Here is a 17,533-nt window from a genome sequence, read left to right on the forward strand (position 1 = left end):
CTTCGGGCAGACGACGGGAGTTTGACGACAGGACCTAGCGCGGCAGAACCACCACATACGCGCCCGGCTCCCGGTCCCCGGACGCCATCAGGGCCGTACGGACCACCGCGGCCTGCTGCTCCGGGGACTGGCGCAGGGTGCGGGGCAGACAGCGGACGACGGTGATGCCCAGCCGCTCCAGGTGCTCGCGCTTCTGGAAGAACGGCGAGTGCAGCGGGTCCTCCTCGGCGCGCGGTGCCCGGGTGTCGATCTCCAGGGCCACCGAGTGCTCCGGCCAGAAGGCGTCCACACCGCCCAGCTGCGGCCCGCCCGGGAGCCGCAGATCGACGTTCCACAGCGGGTCCGGCAGCCCGTGCTCGCGCACCATGACGTACAGCTGCTGCTCGGCCAGCGCCCGGCCCTCGGCCAGCAGGGTGTCCACCGCGTCGACCACATGCGGCCGGGTCAGCAGCCGGGCCCGGCTCAGCTCCCGTACCACCGCGCTCGCCTCGCAGTGGCCGCCGCGGACCGCCTCGGTCAGCAGCCGGCGCACCGTCGGGGCGTCGGTCAGCGCGCCGACCGCGTCCGCCAGCGCCCGCGGCACCGGCGCGGCCGGCACTCCGGTGAGGTCCCGCGGGACGGGCAGCTCCGCCGCCCGCAGGATCCGCGCGAAGCCGGTGGAGCGCAGCCGCCGGGTGCGGGACACCAGCACCTCGATACGGTCCAGGGCGAGCAGCGGGGGCGCCTCGGTGAAGCCGTGCAGGGCGAGCGCCGCCAGGCCGGTGATCATGGCCTCGGGGGCGTCTCCCGACGGACTGCCCTGCCGGGGGACGCCCGGCCCCCGGTGACTGGCGTACAGCAGGGCGGCGTGCAGCCGCTCCTCGCTGGTGGGCGGTCCGGGGTGGAGCAGGTAGACGCCCGGGAGCAGTTGCTGCCAGCCGCCGCCGGGGCGGCAGCGTTCGGTGGTCTCCGCCGCGGCGATGCCGTGCTCCCGCAGCTGACGGGTGGTCATCACCCGGCAGTGCGAGGCGGAGAGGTGCTGGAGGGGGAGCGGGGAGAGCGGGGTGTCGTGGTTCATGCCGGGTCGATTCCCGCGCCCGCTCCGCCCCCTAACCGTTGTTACACGCCCGTACCACAAACCGGACAACCCTGTACTAAAGTACGGGCGTTCGAGTGCCGAAAGGGGCTGGTCGCACGGGGGTTACGGCCGCGCCCCGGCCGCCGCGTCACAAGCCTGTGCCCGCAGCGCACGGGCCAGATCGTCCCGCTCCTCCAGCACCATCCGGCGCAGCGCGGGCGCCGCCCCCTCGTGCTCCGCCAGCCAGCGGTCCGCGGCCGCCAGCGTCGCCCCGTCCACCAGCGAGGCCGGGAACAGCCCGCGCACCACATCCATCGCGATCTCGATGGACCGCTCCCGCCACACCCGCTCGATCCCGTCGAAGTAGCGCGCGGCGTACGGGGCCAGCAGCTCCCGCTGCCCCGGCTGCGCGAACCCCGCGATGGTCGCCTCCACCAGGGCGTTGGAGAGCGCGTCGGACTCCACCACGTCCGCCCACGCCTGCGCCTTGACCCCGGCCGAGGGGCGGGCGGCCAGACAGCGCAGCTGGTGGCGCTTGCCGGACGCGGTGTCGTCACGGGCCAGCTCGGCGGTCAGCCGCGCCTCGTCCGCGAGGCCGTGGGCGGCCAGCGGCTCCAGCAGGGTCCAGCGCAGCTCCTGGTCCACGTCCAGGCCGTCGATCTTCGCCGTACCGTCCAGCAGGCCCTGGAGCAGCTGGAGATCGGCGGGGGTGGCGGCCAGGGCGGCGAAGTGCCGGGCCCAGGTGAGCTGATGGCCGCTGCCGGGCTCGGCCAGCCGCAGCTCGCGCAGCGCGCCCTCGGCCAGCTCCCGGGCCGCGGGCTCCCGGCGGTCCGGCGCGGAGTAATACTCCAGCGCCGTCTGCGCCTGCCCGTGCAGCGACTGGAGCACGCCGATGTCGGTCTCCTGGCCCGCGAACCGCCGCACCAGGTCGAGGTAGTCACCGGCCGGCATCAGCCCGTCGCGGGTCAGCCCCCACAGCGCGGCCCAGCACAGCGCCCGTGCCATCGGGTCGGCCAGCTCGCCGAGCCGGGCCCGCAGGGTGGCCAGCGACCCCTCGTCGAAACGGACCTTGCAGTACGTCAGATCGTCGTCGTTGACCAGGATCAGCTCCGGCCGCTCGGCGCCGGCCAGCTCCGGCATGGCCGTCCGCGGTCCGGCGACGTCCACCTCCGCACGGGCGTAGCGCACCAGCGCCGGGTCCGTGCCCTGGCGCCGGTAGAGGCCCACCGCGACCCGGTGCGGCCGCAGCTCCGGCCGCTCGGCCGCCGCATCCTGGAGGATGCTCAGCTCGGTGATCCGGTCCTGGGCGTCATAAGTGACCTGCGGGGTCAGCGAGTTGACGCCCGCGGTCTCCAGCCAGGCCCGCGACCAGCCGGCCAGGTCCCGCCCGGAGGTCTCCTCCAGCACGGTCAGCAGATCCGTCAGCCGGGTGTTGCCGTAGGCGTGCCGTGTGAAGTAGCGCCGGGCGCCCTCCAGGAACGCCTCCTGGCCGACATACGCCACCAGCTGCTTGAGGACCGCGGCGCCCTTGGCGTAGGTGATGCCGTCGAAGTTGAGCTTGGCGTCCTCCAGGTCACGGATGTCGGCGGTGACCGGGTGGGTGGAGGGCAGCTGGTCGGCGCGGTAGGCCCAGGACTTGCGGCGGTTGGCGAAGGTGATCCAGCCGTTCCGGAAGCGGGTCGCCTCCACCAGGGCGAAGGCGCCCATGAAGTCCGCGTAGGACTCCTTGAGCCACAGATCGTCCCACCACTGCATGGTGACCAGATCGCCGAACCACATGTGCGCCATCTCGTGCAGGATGACGTTGGCCCGGCGCTCGTAGGACGCCTCGGTCACCTTCCCGCGGAAGATGAACTCCTCGCGGAAGGTGACACAGCCCGGGTTCTCCATCGCGCCGAGGTTGTACTCGGGGACGAAGGCGGTGTCGTACTTCCCGAACGGGTACGGGAAGTCGAAGTGGTCGTGGAAGAAGTCCAGGCCCTGCTTGGTGACGGTGAAGACGTCGTCCGCGTCGAAGTGCTTCGCCAGGCCCTTGCGGCACAGCGCGCCCAGCGGGATCTCCAGCTCGGTTCCGTCGTCAAAGGTGCGGCGGTAGCTGTCCGAGACGAAGTGGTACGGGCCGGCCACCACGGCCGTGATGTACGTCGAGATCGGCTTCGTCGTCGCGAAACGGTGCCGGCCGCCCTCCGCCTCGCCCTCCTGCGCGCCGTTGCTGACCACCAGCCAGCCCTCGGGGGCGGTCACCTCGAAGGTGAACGGGGCCTTCAGATCGGGCTGTTCGAAGTTGGCGAAGACCCGGCGGGAGTCGGCCGGTTCGTACTGGGTGTAGAGATAGACCTCGCCGTCCTCGGGGTCCACGAAGCGGTGCAGGCCCTCACCGGTGCGGCTGTAGGCGCACTGCGCGTCGACGACGAGGGTGTTCTCGGCGGCCAGCCCGTCCAGCGTGATCCGGGTGCCGTCGAACACCGTCCCCGGATCCAGCTCCCGGCCGTTGAGGGAGACCGAGGTGACCGAGGGTGCCAGCAGGTCCGCGAAGGTCGAGGCGCCGGGCTCGGCGCAGCGGAAGCGGAGAGTCGTCCGGGAGCGGAAGGTCTCCGCGGACGCGTCGGCGGAGACCGCTGAGCGGACATCCAGCGCCACGTCGTAGGCGTCGACGCTCAGCAGCCGGCCCCGCTCACGTGCTTCGTCCCGGGAAAGATTCTCACCTGGCACGACGTGACTCCTTCGTCCTCGTCTCGAATATCGAACACGGGGAATCATGGCACGCCCGCCGTCTGTTGAACCTTCCAGGAACAGCACCGTTGCCGACGCGCACAGCCGTGTAGAGGAGACCTTGTGTCCGAGACCGCGAAGACCCCCGCAGACTTCTGGTTCGACCCGCTGTGCCCCTGGGCCTGGATGACCTCCCGCTGGATGCTGGAGGTGGAGAAGGTGCGCCCGGTCGAGGTGCGCTGGCATGTGATGAGCCTGGCGGTGCTGAACGAGAACAAGCTCGATGAGCTGCCCGAGGAGTACGCCGAGAACATGCGCCCCGGCGGCAAGGCATGGGGCCCGGTCCGCGTGGTGATCGCCGCCCAGCAGCTGCACGGCGACGAGGCCGTGGGCAGGCTCTACACCGCGCTCGGCACCCGCTTCCACAACGAGGGCCTCGGCGCGAACCAGGAGAGCATCGCCGCCGCCCTTGAGGACGCGGGCCTGCCCGCCGACCTGATCGAGTACGCCGACAAGGACACCTACGACAAGGAGCTGCGCGCCTCCCACAAGGAAGGCATCGACCTGGTAGGCCAGGAGGTCGGCACCCCGGTCATCGCGGTCCCCGGCTCCGACGGCGACCAGATTGCTTTCTTCGGCCCGGTCGTCACCCCCGCCCCCAAGGGCGAGGAGGCCGCCAAGCTGTGGGACGGCACGCTGATGGTCGCGTCCATCCCCGGCTTCTACGAGATCAAGCGGACCCGCACCCAGGGGCCGATTTTCGACTGACGCCCACCGCCGGCACCCATGGGAGCGCCCCCGCACGTATCCGACGTGCGGGGGCGCTCCGTCAATCCGCCCGCCCGGCGAAAGGTGAGAAGACGATCACGAGGCGGGACGTCTGTAACGGTGTTACGGAGCCAGCAGCAGGTTGTTCGCGCGCTGCTTGGCGGAGGCGTACCGCTTCGCCACGTCCTGCCAGTTCACGACCTGCCACATGGCCTCGATGAAGTCCACCTTCTGGTTCTTGTACTGGAGGTAGAAGGCGTGCTCCCAGGCGTCGAAGACCAGGATCGGGACCGAGCCCTGGCCGACGTTGCCCTGGTGGTCGTAGATCTGCTCGACGATCAGCCGGCCGGTGACCGGCTCGTAGGCGAGGACGCCCCAGCCGGAGCCCTGGGTGGTGGCGGACGCCTTGGTCAGCTGGGCCTTGAACTTCGCGAACGACCCGAAGGACTCGGCGATCGCGTCGGCCAGCTCACCCACACCGTCCTTCTCCAGCGGCTCGCCGCCGCCCTCACCGGTCATGTTGTGCCAGTAGATGCTGTGCAGGATGTGGCCGGAGAGGTGGAACGCGAGGTTCTTCTCCAGGCCGTTGATGCTGCCCCACTGGTCCTTGTCGCGCGCCTCGGCGAGCTGCTCCAGGGTGTCGTTCGCACCCTTCACGTAGGCCGCGTGGTGCTTGTCGTGGTGCAGCTCGATGATCTCGGGGCTGATGACCGGGGCCAGCGCCGCGTAGTCGTAGGGGAGTTCCGGAAGTGTGTAGGTCGCCATGCCGATCCCGCCTCCAAGCTGCTCATGAGCAGTAGTTGCAATCAATGTGCAACAGCACGCTATCAGCAGGAGTGATCACCGGCCGGTTGCGGGGACCGGCCTGGTCCCAAAGACGGAGGCGGGGCGGGACCCCGGATGGAGGTCCCGCCCCGCCTCGGCGGAAGTGGAGGAGCGCTACTGCTGCGACGGGCTCGCGGCCCGGCCCAGCGCCCGCTGCCGGATCAGGCCGATCACCGTCAGCACCAGCCCGAAGCCGCCGGTGAACAGCAGCTGGATGCGCTGGTTCTCATCGCGCAGCATCAGCAGCAGCACGGCGGCGATGCCCGCCAGCGCCACCCAGGTGAGCACCGGGAAGGCCCACATCCTCACCACGAGCCGCTCGGGCGCCTCGCGCTCCAGCATCCGGCGCATCCGCAGCTGGGCGACGGCGATGAAGCCCCACACCACCAGGACGGCCGCGCCGACCATGTTCAGCAGCCACTGGAAGAGCGTGTCGGGCCACAGGAAGCTCAGCACGACCGCGAAGAAGCCGAAGGCGGCGCACAGCAGAACGGAGCGGCGCGGCACGCCCCCGCTGACCTTGCCCAGGAAGGCCGGGCCCTGGCCACGGGTGATGAGCGAGTACGCCATCCGGGAGGCGCCGTAGAGGTTGGCGTTCACCGCGGAGAGCAGCGCGACCAGGATGACGACGTTCATGAGCTGGCCGGCCGCCGGGATCTTGAGGTAGTCCAGCACCGCCACGTACGGGCCGCTCTTGGCGATGGACGGGGCGCTCCAGGGGATGACCGTGACGATGATGGCCATCGAGCCGACGTAGAAGAGGGCGATCCGCCACATCGCGGTGCGCACCGCGCGGGCGACGCCGCGCACCGGGTCCTTGGACTCGGCGGCCGCGATGGTCACCGTCTCCAGCCCGCCGTACGCGAACACCGAGGCCAGCAGGCCGACCATCAGGCCGTCGACGCCCTTGGGGAGGAAGCCGCCGTCACCGGTGAGGTGGGTGGTGCCCGGCGCGGAGGTGCCCGGCAGCAGGCCGAAGATGGCCAGCAGGCCCAGGACCAGGAAGATGCCGATCGCCGCGACCTTCAGGGCGGCGAACCAGAACTCGAACTCACCGAAGTTGCTGACCGCGGCCAGATTGGTCCCGGTGAAGATCAGCATGAACAGCAGGACCCACATCCAGGGCTCGGAGCCCGGGAACCACCCGACCATGATGTCCGCGGCGCCCATCGCCTCGGCGGCCACCGCCACACACAGCAGCGCGGTGAACATCCAGCCCACGGTGAACCCGGCCCAGGAGCCTATGGAGCGCTCGGCGTGCACGGAGAAGGAGCCGGAGGCCGGGTTGGCCGCGGCCATCTCGCCGAGCATCCGCATGATCAGCATGACCAGGGCGCCGGACACGGCGTAGGCCAGCACGATCGAGGGGCCGGCCGCCGCGATGCCCTCGCGCGAGCCGACGAACAGGCCCGCGCCGATCACCCCGCCCAGGGCGATCATCGAGAGGTGGCGCTGCTTGAGGCCGTTGGACAGCGTGGAACCGCTGTCCGGGCCCGCGCCCTGTACCGCGTCGGTCTGCTCGCGCGCGGCGGTGGCGGACGAGGGTGTCCGATTCATGTCGTACCTGTCCCAGTAGGTGAGAGCGGAGCAAGGCGATACTGCGTTCTCCCGGGGCCGCGACCGGTGCGACGTGCTGCCGGGCCCCCTGGACCCCCGCCGGGGCAGCAGGTCGCGAAGGGCCCGCCGACGGCACAACTCCGGGGTCCTCGGCAAAGCGGGCTCAGTTTGAGCGCCGGTGTCCGCTCAGGGCAACAGTTGTGCAGCGAATGTTCGGTATTCAGACATGATCGTCACGGTGTGTGCGTGATGCGTCATCGGATGGCGACGTGGGGTGACCGCCGGTGCGACGGATCAGTGCCGGGCGCGGCGTGCGCGGAGCTCCCGGACGCCCGCGACGAGCAGCACCGCACCGGTCGCCCCGGCCGACCACAGCAGCTGCGGACGGGCCGCGTCATCGGTCAGCATCAGCACCAGCACCCCGCCCATGGCGAACAGCGAAGCCCAGGTCAGATACGGGAACGCCCACATCCGCAGGGTCAGCTTCTCCGGCGCCTCGCGTTCGATGCGCGGACGCAGCCGCAGCTGGGACACGGCGACCAGGCCCCACACGAACAACAGCACCGCGCCGACCGCGTTGAGCATGTATAGGAAGACCGAATCCGGCCACTTCAGATTCAGCAGGACGGAGACGAACCCGAAGGCCACCGACGCCAGCACGGCACGCCACGGCACCCCGCCCGACACCTTCAGCAGCGCCCGCGGCGCCTCACCGCGCTCGGCGAGCGAGAACACCATCCGCGACGAGCCGTAGAGATTCGCGTTCAGCGCGGAGAGCAGCGCCACGAACACCACGATGTTCATGATCTGGCCGGCGCCCGGCACCCCGATGCTGTCCAGCACCGCGACATAGGGGCTCTTGCCCGGCTGCATCGACGACCACGGCAGCAGCGTCACGATCACCAGCATCGAACCGACGTAGAAGAACAGGATCCGCCACACCGCGCTGCGCACCGCCCGGCCCACCGCACGCGCCGGATCGTCCGACTCGGCCGCGGCGATGGTGACGACCTCCAGGCCGCCGAACGCGAACACCACCGCGAGGACACCGGAGACCACCCCGCCCCAGCCGTGCGGCAGCAGACCGCCGTGCCCGGTGAGGTTCGCCAGCCCGACCGGCTCGGTGTCCGGCAGTACGCCGAAGACCGCCAGCAGGCTCAGCCCGAGGAACAGCACGATCGCGGTGACCTTCAGCGCCGCGAACCAGAACTCGAACTCGCCGAAGTTCTTCACCGCGGCCAGGTTGGCGACGGTGAAGACGACCATGAAGAGCAGCACCCAGCCCCACTGCGGCACCGCCGGCACCCAGCCGTGGGCGATCTGCGCCGCACCGGTGGCCTCCACGGCGAGCACCACGACCAGCAGGAACCAGTACAGCCAGCCCACACTGAACCCGGCCCAGCGGCCCAGCGCCCGCTCCGCGTGCACCGAGAACGCACCGGAGGCCGGCATCGCCGCCGACATCTCCCCGAGCATCCGCATGACCAGCATCGCCAGCGTGCCCGCGATCAGATACGACAGCACGATCCCCGGGCCGGCCACCGCGATCCCCGCGCCGGAGCCCACGAACAGGCCCGCGCCGATCACCCCGCCCAGGCCCAGCATCGTCAGATGGCGCTGCTTGAGCCCCGCGGACAGCGGCTCTTCCGCGCCGGTGCCGGCACCGAGGGCGGGCGCACCGGCTGGGGTCGTTGTGTCGTGCATGGGCTCGTACTCTCGCAAGGGCCGAGGCGGCAGGGGCCGTCGGCGGGTTTGGGGGAACTCCACAGGTGACCGCGGGGCGGCCCCAGTGTCACCGCACCGCACGCGCTACCACAAAACCGGCGCCGTAACGCGGCCCCGGCCGTGATGAGCATCACGTGACCTGCGAAGACGCCCCACACCGCAACGGAGCAGGGCAGGGTGGCAGTTGTTCGGAACTCTCCAAGCGGGCCGGTACGGCTTTGTCGCCGCTACACGATGATCACCGGCCGCCCGCTGGACTAACGTCATCGCGTCCCGTCCCATCCGTACTCACACCTCGCGGAGTCCCGATGAGCACTGCCGCTCTCGTACGTCCCGGCACGGTCCTCGCCGATCTGCTGCCGGCCGCCACCGCCTCCCGCGCCCGCGTCCGTGACGCCGCGCTGGTGATCGGCGGCGCCGCACTCACCGGTATCGCGGCCCAGATCGCCGTCCCGGTCCCCGGCTCCCCGGTCCCGGTCACCGGTCAGACCTTCGCCGCCCTGCTGGTCGGCGCCTCGCTCGGGGCGGGCCGCGGCCTGCTGTCGCTGGCGCTGTACGCCCTGGCCGGTCTCGCGGGCATGCCGTGGTTCGCGGGCGGTGCCTCGGGTGCCGGCGGCGCCACCTTCGGCTACATCGTGGGCATGATGCTGGCCGCCACCGCCGTGGGCGCGCTGGCCCGCCGCGGCGGCGACCGCGGGATGCTGCGCACCGCCGCCACCATGGCCGTCGGCAGCGCCCTGATCTACGCGGTCGGCGTCCCCTACCTGGCGCTGAGCACCGGGATGTCCCTCGGCCAGGCGGTCGCCGCCGGGATGGTCCCGTTCCTCATCGGCGACGCCCTCAAGGCCGCCCTGGCGATGGGCACACTGCCCACGGCCTGGAAGCTGGCCGGGCGCCGCGGCTGAGACGCGGCAACGAAGAGGGCGGGGCCCGCACCGATCCGGTGCGGGCCCCGCCCTCTTCGTGCCTCCGGAGGCGTCAGACGCCCCCGACCGCGTCCTTCTCCCGGGGCCGCCGCCGGTCCAGGATCAGCCCGACCGCCAGCACCACGACGGCCGCGACCACCGACAGCACCATCTGCTCACGCCCCTCGGGGTCGTAGAACATGTAGCCGATGACGAAGACGATCAGCCCGATCGTCGCGTACGTCAGCCACGGGTACAGCCACATCCGCACCGTCAGCCGCTCCGGCATCTCCCGCTCGATGATCCGGCGCATCCGCAGCTGTGAGCAGCAGATGACCAGCCACACGAACAGCGCCACCGCGCCCGACGAGTTCAGCAGGAACTGGAAGATGGTGTCCTTCGAGGTGTAGCTGAAGATCGTCGCGATGAAGCCGAAGGCGACCGACGCGTAGATGGCGACCGCCGGGACACCGCCCTTGTTGACGGTGGCAAACGACTTCGGCGCATCGCCGCGCTGCCCGAGCGAGAACGCCATCCGGGAGGCGGTGTAGAGCCCGGAGTTCAGACAGGACAGCACCGCGGTCAGCACCACGACATCCATCACGGTGCCCGCGTACGGAATGTCCAGCGACTCCAGCACGGCCACATACGGGCTCTTCTTCACGGCCGGGTCGTTCCACGGCAGCAGCGTCACGATCACCGCGATCGAGCCGAGGTAGAACAGCGCGATCCGCCAGATGACGCTGTTCACGGCCTTGCGGACGGCCTGCACCGGGTTGGGTGCCTCGCTCGCCGCCAGCGTGACGATCTCGCTGCCCATGAAGGAGAAGACCACCAGCAGCATGCCGGAGAGGATCGCGCCCGGACCGTTCGGCAGGAACCCGCCGTCCCCGGTCAGATGCGACACCCCGACCGGGTCACCGCCCGGCGGCAGCCCGAATATCGCCAGCGCGCCGACCACGATGAAGACCACGATCGCCACGACCTTGATCCCGGCGAACCAGAACTCGAACTCGCCGAACGAGCCGACCGAGACCAGGTTCGTGCCGGTCAGCACGATCATCACCAGCAGCGCCCAGGCCCACTGCGGGACGGCCGGCACCCAGCCGGTGAGGATCGCGGCGGCCGCGGTCGCCTCGACGGCCAGCACGACCGACCAGAAGAACCAGTACAGCCAGCCGATCGTGAAACCGGCCCAGCGGCCCAGCGCCCGGTCCGCGTACGCGGAGAACGAACCCGAGGTGGGAGAGGCCGCGGCCATCTCCCCCAGCATCCGCATCACCAGCACGACCAGCAGCCCGGTCAGCGCGTACGACAGCAGAATGCCCGGACCTGCCGCCGAGATCCCGGCGCCGGAGCCGACGAACAGGCCCGCGCCGATGACTCCGCCGATGGCGATCATCGACAAATGGCGGTTCTTGAGTCCGGCCTGCAGTCCGTCCTGAGACTGCCCCCCGGTCACACCGCCGCCGGGGTCACCGGCGGTGGGGACCACTTTGGTGGTAGGCGGGTGCGCGCCCATGAGCACCGTCCTTCTCGTTCTCGGTTGAATCCCTCGCATTAGATCTTCGTTAACCGTGGATTGGAAGGTCTGCAGCTGGATTGTTGTGTGAAACCCTGGATAGTTACGAGATCCGCTTACGTACAGAAGGCGAAAGTGGCTTTCTGTGCACGGAACCCCGGGCAGACCCAGCCGCGCCTACCCCTCGGCCGCCGTGTCACACTCATCGCATGCGCGTGTACCTCGGCTCCGACCATGCCGGTTTCGATCTCAAGAACCACCTCGTCGAGTGGCTCAAGGCCCATGGCCACGACCCCGTCGACTGCGGTCCCCACATCTACGACGCCCAGGACGACTACCCGCCGTTCTGCCTGCGCGCCGCGGAGAAGACCGCCGCCGACCCGGACAGCCTGGGCATCGTGATCGGCGGCTCCGGCAACGGCGAGCAGATCGCCGCCAACAAGGTCAAGGGCGTTCGGGCCGCGCTGGCCTGGAGCGAGGAGACCGCCCAGCTCGGCCGCGAGCACAACAACGCCAACGTGATCTCCGTGGGCGGCCGGATGCACACCCAGGAAGAGGCGACCAAGTTCATCGAGGTCTTCCTGGCCACGCCCTACTCGGGTGAGGAGCGGCACACCCGCCGCATCGAGATGCTCTCGGCCTACGAGACCACCGGCGAGCTGCCCGCCATCCCCGCCCACCACCCGCAGGGCTGACCCCCGTTCATCCCGTCGCCCGCCCGCCCCGGCCGCCGGGGCGGGCGGGCGCGCCCACTGGAGGACCCCCGTGCCCGAGGGGCATACGATCCACCGCCTCGCCCTGGACCACCGCTCCCGCTTCGAGGGCGAACGGGTCCGGGTGAGCAGTCCGCAGGGCAAGTTCGCGGAGGGTGCGGCGCTTGTCGACGGCCAGGTCATGACGACCGCCGAGGCACACGGCAAGCACCTCTTCCTGGGCTTCGGCACTCCCCCAAGGACCTCCGACGATCCCCCGGTCTCAACTCCGTTCGACCGGGGGGACCCCCATCGGTCCAGGGGGTACCCCCATCGCTGGGTCCACATCCACCTCGGCCTGTTCGGCAAGCTCGGCTTCGGCGCGGCCCCCGCCCCGCCGCCCACCGACACGGTCCGCCTCCGCCTGGCGAACCCCACCGCGTACGCCGACCTCCGCGGCCCCACCACCTGCGCACTGATCACCGAGGACGAGAAGGGCGCGATACACGACCGGCTCGGCCCCGACCCGCTGCGCCCCGAGGACGACGGCACCCGCGCCTGGCAGCGGATCTCCCGCAGCCGGACGACCATCGCCGCGCTGCTGCTCGACCAGAAGGTCATCGCCGGAGTCGGCAACGTCTACCGCGCCGAGGTCCTCTTCCGCCACGGCATCGACCCCTACCGCACCGGCCGCGACCTCACCCGCACCGAATGGGACGCGATCTGGGCCGACCTGGTGTTCCTGATGGCCGAGGGCGTCCGGGACAACCGGATCGACACCGTCCGCCCGGAGCATCTGCCGGAGGCGATGGGCCGCCCGCCCCGCGTCGACGACCACGGCGGCGAGGTGTACGTCTACCGCCGTGCCCGGCAGGGCTGCCACATCTGCGGCAGCGAGATCCGCACCGCCGGTCTCGCCGCCCGCAACCTCTTCTGGTGTCCGGGCTGCCAGCCGGGCACGGGCGGCGGCTGACGGCACCCCGGCCCGCGGGCGCGGCGGCCCTCAGAACTCGTGCGGCAGCCAGGGCGCCACGTCCGACCCGAACGCCACCGAAGCCGCCGCCAGCGCCCCGGGCCGCAGCTCCCGCACCCGCCCCGCCGCCGCCAGCGACGTCAGGGCGACCCCGCCCAGATAAGCCGATCCCAACTCCCGTACGGACAGGGCCAGTTCAGCCGGATCCGTGGTCCGCGCACAGACCGCGCCCGTCCCGTCGCCGGTCAGCCGCCAACGCCCCGCGTTCCACGGGCAGAACGGGTCCGCGACCTCCAGCACCACGTCCACCGGCGTCCGGTACGTCCGCGCCGCCAGCGCCGCGCCCACCTCCACCGGCCGGACGAACAGCGACTCCCGCAGCACGGGAAGGCACCGCCGCAGATCCCCGACCAGATGCGGCAGCGCATCGTCCACCGGCCGGCTGGACACCGTCACCGACGAGGTCAGATCGATCCCGAAGAGATAGCGCCACAGCGCCGCGTACACCACCGGGTCCAGCGCCTCGATGTGCCGCACCCGCACCACACCCGACGGCCCGGCGTCCTCCCAGACCACCTTGACCGCATAGCGCACATAGCCCCGGACCTCGCCGTCCACCTCGGCCACCGCACACTGGAGCACCCCGGCGCCGTCCCGCTCGCCCGGAGTGTCCAGCACCGCGAGCCGCGCCCAGCCGGGCCGCCGCGCCAGCATCCCCGGCCGGCCCGGCACCAGCTGGGCATAGACCCGCTCGCACTCGGGCAGCGCGGCCGACGGGTCCACCAGCCGCAGCCGCACCCCGTCCACGCCCGGCAGCTCGGGGGCGGCCAGCCGCAGGGTGTCCACGGTCAGCTGCATGTCCAGGGCCGCCGGACCGTAGCCGAACCGGCCGTAGATCACCGGCTCCGAGGCGGTCAGCACCGCCAGCGGCTCCCCGCGCTCCCGGACGTCCGCCAACTGGTGCCGCATCATCGCCCGCAGCAGCCCGCGGCGGCGGTGCGTCGGCTGCACCGTGACCATCGTGACCCCGGCCGCCGGCACCTCGGCGCCGCCCGGCACGCTGAGCCCGAAGGAGAACGCCCCCGCCGTGGCGACACAGTCGGCGCCGTCCCAGACGCCGAACATACGGTCGGTCTCGGTGACCTCCCGTCGGGCGGCCCGCTGCTCAGGGGTCCGCGGCGGCGCGCCGAAGGCCCGGTCCACCGCCTCCGACCAGTCGTCCCATTCGGTGTCCCGCAACATGCGTAATTCCGTCGCCATACCCCATCCCTAGCAGGACCCTCCATAGCGGCGCGACCGCAATTCCCACGGGGTTTCCGGGGAATTTTCCGGGCCGACGTGCGGCGAATCGACGCACCGCCGAACGGGTGGATAAGGTCCCAGAGCGATGACCAGCGGCCAGGGAACGGAAACCCTGACGGCCCGGATGCACAAGAGACTGCACCGGGCCCGCATCGGCGTGCGCAAGGCCGGTGTGGACTACTTCCGCGGCGAGGGCTCCGACCGGTTCGCGCTGGCCGCCCTGCTCCTCGCCATACCCGCCATCGCCGCGGGCACACTCTGGTGGTCGGAATGGATCGCCCCGACGGCGCTGGTCCTCCCGGTCATCGCCGGTGGACTGCTGTTGCGGCCGGCCAACCTCCTCATCCTGTATGGCGCTTCGGCGACCGCGCTGGTGGTGGAGTCCGCGCTGTTCGGCCCGTACGACGAAGGACCGGAACGGATCACTCCGGGCACGGTCCTGGTCGTCGCCGCGGTCGGGCTCTTCGGGCTGCTGATCGCACAGTTCCGCAGCCGGGTCGGGGTGCCCTGGCGGCGCGGCGGCACCATGCTCTTCGACCTGCGCGAACGCATCCGCGTCCAGAGCAAGCTGCCCCAGCTGCCGCAGGGCTGGCACCACGAGATGGCGCTGCGCCCCGCGGGCGGACAGTCCTTCTCCGGCGACTTCGTGGTGGCCTCCCGCACCCACCACGGCACCATCCTCGAAGTGGTGCTGACCGATGTCTCCGGCAAGGGCATGGACGCGGCCTCCCGCGCCCTGCTGCTGTCCGGCGCCTTCGGCGGTCTGCTCGGCTCGCTGCCGCCGCACGGCTTCCTGCCCGCCGCCAACGGCTATCTGCTGCGCCAGGACTGGGACGAGGGCTTCGCGACCTCCATCCACCTCGTCCTCGACCTGGAATCCGGCGACTACGAACTCTTCTCCGCCGGGCATCTGCCGGCCCTGCAGCTCAGCGCCGGCACCGGCCGCTGGGCGGAGAAGTCGGGCGACGGGCCGCTGCTCGGCGTCTACGACGGCGCCCAGTTCCACCCGGTCAAGGGCACGCTGCGCACCGGCGACGTGCTGATGCTGTTCACCGACGGCCTGGTCGAGGCCGCCGACCGCGATATCGCGGAGGGCATCGACCGGCTGACCGGCGAGGCCGACCGCTATGTCACCGGCGGCTTCGCAGGCGCCGCCTGGCATCTGATCGAGGCCGTCGCCAAGGACGTCAACGACGACCGGGCGCTGCTGCTGATCTGCCGGGACGCCTGACGGGCGGACGCCTGATGGGCGGACGCGTGACGGGCGGGACGGCGCCGAAGGGGAACGCGGCCCGCCGGTTGTGCTCCCCGGGGGCGTACTTCAGCCGTTTCCGTGGCTCTTACCGGGGCGCTGCGGGGCCGGGTCGGCGGCCCTGACATGGCGTGAACCGACCGCGTCACGCCCCGGCCCGGCGGGCGTACGGACGCAGGCTCAGGCGCTGACCCGCGCCCGCGCCGTGTCGGCCGGGTCCTTCCGGAACGCCCAGGCCATCGTCGGCTCCATGGCGAAGCGGAACACCCGGCGGACCGGCGGGGTGCACAGGGCCGTCACGACGCCGCCCGCGATCAGCGTGACCGCGATCTCGCCGAGCGGGGTGTGCAGCCAGGCGTAGTCGTCGAACCAGCCCCAGAAGCGGGAGCCCTTGGCCAGGAAGCCGTGCAGCAGATAGCCGTAGAGCGTCCCCGCGCCCAGCACCGTGAACCAGGTCTGCCGCGTCGGCACCCAGGCGAAGAAGCAGGCGACGAGCACGATCGAGCAGCCGAAGAGCGCCGGGGTCATCACCGCGCCGATCCACCAGGTGGTGCCCAGTTCCTGGGCGCTGTCCCGGTGGTAGAACCACGCCGAGGACATCCGGGGCGCCGCCCAGTAGGCCATCACCAGCGCCGCCGCGAAGATCGGCAGCGAGGCGATCCGCACCGCCCGCCGCTGCACCATCTTGAAGTGCTCCGGCCGCAGCATCAGCCCCAGGACGAAGAACGGCAGGAACTGCAGCACCCGCTGGAGGTCCAGATCGTCACCGATGTCCGGTGACACGGAGGCGAGCACGGCGATCGCCACCGCAAGCGGAAGCGGCCAGCGCACGATCTGCCACAGCGGGGTGGTCAGCCGCCAGATGAACAGGGCCACCAGGAACCACGTGAGGAACCACGGGTCGAGCAGGCTGATGGAGTGCCCGGGATCGTTGTCCGCCCAGCGCTTGAAGAACGCATAAGCGGTCTCGAAGAGGATGTAGGGCACCGCGACCCCGGTGATCAGCCGCTGCAGCCGGTCCTTGCGCATATCGAAGCTGCGCGAGAAGTAGCCGGAAATGATGATGAAGGCCGGCATGTGGAAGGTGTAGACGGTCATGTAGAACGCCTCGGCCGCCCGGCTCCCGTCGGTCAGCGGCTCCCACGCGTGCCCCATCGCCACCAGCACGATGGCCAGGTACTTGGCGTTGTCGAAGAACGGGTTACGGCCACCGGTCTTCGGTGCGGGCGCCGCCGCGCCCTCCGCCGAGCCCTCCGGCGCGCCGGACGGCTGAGCCGGGGGCCCGGTCCGGTCCGTACCCGCCGCCTGCCGGGCAAGGGGGAGGGCGCGTCGGGGTGTCGGGGCAGCGGGAAACATTTGAGGCACGATAGCGGCGGTCGGCGGGCGCGTAAAACCGTGTACAAGCCCCTTCGTTATTTCCTTGGGTGCCGTTCGGGAGGGCGCCCCGATAAAATCCGCAATCGCCGGTGCGGAACCTCCCCACCGCTGCCCGATTCGTGCCGAATCATCCCATCAAAACGGGCGGTATCCCCTGCAAACGACTCTGGGTGAATGTCCGATTCCTTGGCCTTATGTCCGAATGCTAATAAGCCTTGAAAGTGCCCCACAAGGCAGTGACGGATGCCACGAATTCCCTATTCACGCGGCCCGGCCAAACGATCAGAATGCCGCGAAGGAATGATCGGCACGAATTATCGACGCGCCATCAGGCGGGCGGAATTCTCCGGCCCCGGCCCGCCCCCGACCCGGTCCCGGACCCCCTCCGACCCGGCCCCTTCCCGCCCCGCGCAGCCGTCGCGCCGACGCCCGTCCGTCACCCACAGGACACCCGTACGCCACCCCACCGGACCCCCTCGGTCACGAGCGGCCGGAATCGGGCAAAGCGTTGGCCGATGATTCGTCACTGGCCTGCGATGGGCATGGAGTTGGTGGCACGATGAGTGCAGGGGGGTGTGCGCGGCATGCCCCCGGGCCGGTGAGGCGTTCAGACCGAGGGTGTGATCAGTTGTGGCTCTTTCGCTGTCAGTGGTGCTGCTGTTGGGGATCATTCTGATCGTGCTGATCAGAGGGAAGTCCCTCAAGGGGGGACCGGCGCTGGTCGCCATACTGTTCGGCTTCTTCCTCGCCTCCACGGGCGTGGCGCCGTCGATCAATAAGTTCCTCAACTCCCTGGCGGACACCATCAACCACATCACCTTCTAGGTGGTCCGCCGGCCCTCCGTCAGGCGCCGCGCACGATCCCG

14 protein-coding genes are annotated in these 17,533 nt (G+C 70.8%); 6 read left to right on the top strand and 8 right to left on the bottom strand.

All coding sequences use genetic code 11. The features are described from left to right. Positions 1 to 34: 34 nt before the first annotated feature. Positions 35 to 1,057: a hypothetical protein gene (locus STRTU_RS23575; protein WP_159745916.1), complete on the bottom strand. Its 1,023-nt coding sequence runs from the start codon at positions 1,055 to 1,057 to the stop codon at positions 35 to 37. Between the two features lie 123 nt (positions 1,058 to 1,180). Further along, on the bottom strand, positions 1,181 to 3,769 hold the full coding sequence (pepN, locus tag STRTU_RS23580) for an aminopeptidase N (protein ID WP_159745918.1): 2,589 nt from the start codon (positions 3,767 to 3,769) through the stop codon (positions 1,181 to 1,183). A gap of 123 nt (positions 3,770 to 3,892) precedes the next feature. Between pepN and STRTU_RS23585 the strand changes: the two genes are divergently transcribed. Continuing rightward, the gene (locus tag STRTU_RS23585; protein WP_159745920.1) at positions 3,893 to 4,537 is read left to right on the top strand and encodes a mycothiol-dependent nitroreductase Rv2466c family protein; all 645 of its coding nucleotides are present in this window, start codon (positions 3,893 to 3,895) and stop codon (positions 4,535 to 4,537) included. 123 nt (positions 4,538 to 4,660) lie between these two features. Here STRTU_RS23585 and STRTU_RS23590 read toward each other — a convergent pair whose 3' ends face one another. The 3 genes from STRTU_RS23590 to STRTU_RS23600 form a co-directional block, all read right to left on the bottom strand. After that, positions 4,661 to 5,302, bottom strand: a complete 642-nt coding sequence (locus STRTU_RS23590; protein ID WP_109889760.1) for a superoxide dismutase — start codon at positions 5,300 to 5,302, stop codon at positions 4,661 to 4,663. Between the two features lie 174 nt (positions 5,303 to 5,476). Further along, complete coding sequence (locus tag STRTU_RS23595; protein WP_159745922.1) at positions 5,477 to 6,919, bottom strand: amino acid permease; 1,443 nt, start codon at positions 6,917 to 6,919, stop codon at positions 5,477 to 5,479. Positions 6,920 to 7,213: 294 nt separating this feature from the next. Continuing rightward, entirely contained in the window at positions 7,214 to 8,623 is a 1,410-nt protein-coding gene (locus STRTU_RS23600) for an amino acid permease (protein ID WP_159745924.1), read from the bottom strand. Positions 8,624 to 8,952: 329 nt separating this feature from the next. On the opposite strand from STRTU_RS23600, the gene STRTU_RS23605 reads away from it, so the two are divergent. After that, entirely contained in the window at positions 8,953 to 9,549 is a 597-nt protein-coding gene (locus STRTU_RS23605; RefSeq protein ID WP_159745926.1) for a biotin transporter BioY, read from the top strand. A 73-nt stretch (positions 9,550 to 9,622) separates the two neighbouring features. Here STRTU_RS23605 and STRTU_RS23610 read toward each other — a convergent pair whose 3' ends face one another. Beyond that, positions 9,623 to 11,071: an amino acid permease gene (locus STRTU_RS23610; protein WP_159745928.1), complete on the bottom strand. Its 1,449-nt coding sequence runs from the start codon at positions 11,069 to 11,071 to the stop codon at positions 9,623 to 9,625. Positions 11,072 to 11,280: 209 nt separating this feature from the next. Between STRTU_RS23610 and STRTU_RS23615 the strand changes: the two genes are divergently transcribed. Both STRTU_RS23615 and STRTU_RS23620 read left to right on the top strand, forming a co-directional pair. Further along, positions 11,281 to 11,766, top strand: coding sequence for a ribose-5-phosphate isomerase (locus STRTU_RS23615; RefSeq protein ID WP_159745930.1), 486 nt, complete (start codon positions 11,281 to 11,283; stop codon positions 11,764 to 11,766). Between the two features lie 70 nt (positions 11,767 to 11,836). After that, positions 11,837 to 12,736, top strand: a complete 900-nt coding sequence (locus tag STRTU_RS23620) for an Fpg/Nei family DNA glycosylase (RefSeq protein WP_159745933.1) — start codon at positions 11,837 to 11,839, stop codon at positions 12,734 to 12,736. A gap of 30 nt (positions 12,737 to 12,766) precedes the next feature. Here the strand turns inward: STRTU_RS23620 and STRTU_RS23625 are convergent, their stop codons facing one another. Continuing rightward, positions 12,767 to 13,996 carry a GNAT family N-acetyltransferase gene (locus tag STRTU_RS23625; protein WP_159745935.1) on the bottom strand — a complete coding sequence of 410 codons (1,230 nt, stop codon included), beginning with the start codon at positions 13,994 to 13,996 and terminating at the stop codon, positions 12,767 to 12,769. Between the two features lie 127 nt (positions 13,997 to 14,123). Here STRTU_RS23625 and STRTU_RS23630 point away from each other — a divergent pair, with 127 nt between their 5' ends. Then, positions 14,124 to 15,269 carry a PP2C family protein-serine/threonine phosphatase gene (locus tag STRTU_RS23630; protein ID WP_159745937.1) on the top strand — a complete coding sequence of 382 codons (1,146 nt, stop codon included), beginning with the start codon at positions 14,124 to 14,126 and terminating at the stop codon, positions 15,267 to 15,269. A gap of 201 nt (positions 15,270 to 15,470) precedes the next feature. Here STRTU_RS23630 and STRTU_RS23635 read toward each other — a convergent pair whose 3' ends face one another. Continuing rightward, positions 15,471 to 16,646: an acyltransferase family protein gene (locus tag STRTU_RS23635; protein WP_159745939.1), complete on the bottom strand. Its 1,176-nt coding sequence runs from the start codon at positions 16,644 to 16,646 to the stop codon at positions 15,471 to 15,473. Between the two features lie 651 nt (positions 16,647 to 17,297). Between STRTU_RS23635 and STRTU_RS23640 the strand changes: the two genes are divergently transcribed. Next, positions 17,298 to 17,492 carry a hypothetical protein gene (locus STRTU_RS23640; RefSeq protein WP_159745942.1) on the top strand — a complete coding sequence of 65 codons (195 nt, stop codon included), beginning with the start codon at positions 17,298 to 17,300 and terminating at the stop codon, positions 17,490 to 17,492. Positions 17,493 to 17,533: the final 41 nt, after the last annotated feature.

Origin of the sequence: Streptomyces tubercidicus, from assembly GCF_027497495.1 — a bacterium.
Classification (GTDB): domain Bacteria; phylum Actinomycetota; class Actinomycetes; order Streptomycetales; family Streptomycetaceae; genus Streptomyces; species Streptomyces tubercidicus.